Origin of the sequence: Desulforhopalus singaporensis (assembly GCF_900104445.1) — a bacterium.
GTDB lineage: Bacteria > Desulfobacterota > Desulfobulbia > Desulfobulbales > Desulfocapsaceae > Desulforhopalus_A > Desulforhopalus_A singaporensis.
On the sequence record NZ_FNJI01000095.1, the window covers coordinates 1 to 2,744 of the forward strand.

The 2,744-nt window shown below is 32.3% G+C and carries 3 protein-coding genes; all 3 read right to left on the reverse strand.

Annotated elements, in window-relative coordinates:
- Positions 1 to 272: 272 nt before the first annotated feature.
- Positions 273 to 884: an HNH endonuclease family protein gene (locus BLQ17_RS21820; protein ID WP_092226379.1), complete on the reverse strand. Its 612-nt coding sequence runs from the start codon at positions 882 to 884 to the stop codon at positions 273 to 275.
- Between the two features lie 4 nt (positions 885 to 888).
- Positions 889 to 2,073 carry an AAA family ATPase gene (locus BLQ17_RS21825; RefSeq protein ID WP_092226381.1) on the reverse strand — a complete coding sequence of 395 codons (1,185 nt, stop codon included), beginning with the start codon at positions 2,071 to 2,073 and terminating at the stop codon, positions 889 to 891.
- 374 nt (positions 2,074 to 2,447) lie between these two features.
- Entirely contained in the window at positions 2,448 to 2,543 is a 96-nt protein-coding gene (locus BLQ17_RS23815; RefSeq protein WP_143005615.1) for a transposase, read from the reverse strand.
- Positions 2,544 to 2,744 lie beyond the last annotated feature (201 nt).

A 2,744-nucleotide genomic window follows, 5' to 3' on the forward strand; every position in this document is an offset into this window, starting at 1 on the left:
CAGGATGTCTTTTTCGGTTTCTTTGCTCACATCAATTCCTTTTCTTAGCGAAGTTAACTGATTGTAAGCAGTTACACAATTTTATTTACAGACTCTCGGACGCAAACTACTCTGCGCTTCCTTTTGCGCCGCACAGCTTCGTCGTTCATGTCGACTGCGTCACCAGTACTTCACTAAACGGGAAATTTACCAAGGAGGCGGGGGCGTAGTTTAAAAAACAGCGGAGCCTGAGGTAGTATTGTCAACGCTTTTAGTGACTAACGCAATTAAGATCATCTTTCCATGAACAGTTTATATATATCAGACTCAATATCAAAATCAATTGAGTCTGATATTTTTACATTTTTGACTCCTTGAGACTTATCCATTGCTTCTCTTTCAAGTTCTTTTAAACGGAAAAAATCATAAGTATACTTACCTTTTGCACTAGAATTTATGACCATATATTTAATTACTCGACATTCATTTTCAATTTCAACAATATATTTGATATGATCATAATAGTTATCTGAATTAGGATGAATGAAATGGAATAAATGATTATCGCATGGGTTGTTTTTAGCCGATTCGATATCTACTATAAAATCAGTCTTTTGGCCTTTAATTTTCAAATTACATCTCTTGCAAGAAACACTCAAATTACATATTGTAAACATATATTTTTTAAAATATGAGTGCCCTTTTGGAAGAACATGTTCTATATCTAAAACCATATTAAACTCACCTGTTGTATCTCTGCGACAATAACAACATGATTCATCTTGAACGCTTCTGTGATATTCTTTTATTTTAGCTTTCACAGGTCTCAGTATCTCATTATTCCAAATATCACCACCATTTTCAATGGCCTGGGTTATTAACAGCAAATCATCTTTATTTAACATTTTCTTATCTAGCCTTAATTATTCTTTCAGCAATTTTATTGACACCTTTAATAAGTTCATTTTGCTTCTCATCGTATATCGATTTTTCAATATCGGCTAAAAGCACATTGAAGTTTTGCATATCAATGATTCCTTCAGCAAGTTGATTTAAATAATCAGTCAGTAAAGATGAAACAAACCTATTTTCTGGTGTTATTATATTAAAAATATCATAATAAATTTTCTCTATATTCTTAGAATCTTCTCTTACTAACGATAATTCGAAATTATCTGATCTATATATGTCCAAATATTCATTGTCCAATAATGCTCCATTAAGTATCGTAGGAGAATGTGTAGCTATTATTATCTTGGGCTCATAAAGGTAGAATATATCAAGTAAGTTCTTAACATACTCTTTTTGCCACCTTGGATGTAAACTGTTTTCAGGTTCATCAATTAAAATTACTGTGTTGTGCTCAATGACAGTTGAGATGTATACGATTGCAGTGATTAAATTTAATTCCCCAGAACTTGCACTAAGTAAAGATATTTCTTTATCATTCTTTGAAAGAAATACTTCTATTGGAGCTATAATACCTAGCTTTACTAACTTAGTTTCAAGAACAAAAAGTTCCGTCAAAGAAAACTTTTCTAATGCCTCAAAATTATATTCGTCAAAAGATAACCACTCAATGTTTTTCCTTTCTAACCTTTTAATTTTCTCACAAATATTTATTATTTCCTCTTTGTTTTTCTCAAACATAGTGAAGCCAGTGTCTATCTCCTCTTCATATTTCGAAGCTGGCAACATGTATGAGTCATCATGAAACATTTGAATTACATTTTCTTTTATTTTTGGTACCTTAAAACCGATTTTTGGATCTAAACCGACATATTCCAATGCTCTGGAAGCAAACTTAAGACGTTGAATGTCTCGTTCTGATATGTTTGTTATGGCTTTTTTAATTGTAATTTTTGCCTGTTTTCTACCTTGTCGTCCTCGAAGAACGCTGAATTTATTTGATTGTATCTCAAATTTGTCATGAATTGAATTAGCTATACCTATAACCTTTACACTGCTGTTAAAGCAAAATTGCCTTGCAATAATATTTAACAAAGTACTTTTTCCAGTACCGTTTTCTCCAATAAATATTGATACATCTTGTTGAGTTTTTTTAAACTCTGTTAATGACTGGGGAATTTTCATTTTAAAATTATTGGGTTAGAATCTAAGTATTCGAAATATATAATCTATGCGCAAAATAACGCAGCTTTAACCGTTCGTGTTCAGCAATTGTGCTGTGAATATTTGTTAAATTTAATTTTTTTTATTTTTATCATTTTTTAATTTTTGATTACCACCAATCTTCAGCAAGCGATAAATTGTACTGAGGAATCGGTGATGATTTACAAGCATGATAAACGAGATTTTCAATCATCAGCTCTAATTTAAAACGTCGATTAAACCTGTATTAATCCGAAGGCTAAATAGCAGACATTGTCTGAATTTCAAATAAACCTATTATCAGTATGTTACGAGGCAATTCCTCGTTGGCGAATGTCTACTAATCAACGTACGGATTAATAACAGAATTCAGCGAGGTAACGAAATAAATGTCTGTGATCAATACCATGATAAGTTGCCCTGATAGAGTTTTTCAGGTTGCCGATTATGATATTGAGCTAGTTAAACTAGTTTTTGCTTTTCTTGTCGGTGCCTCCACCAGTGATAAACGCCCAATGATAGTGTCCAACAAGATCGAGACTTCTGAAGCTATTAATCCGGCGGGCATTTAGGCTTAAACTTTTCGTATATATTAGTTAGGCGTCAAATTGATTGACGTAAAAACAGCCAGATAGTCAGATGCGAACCCGAAA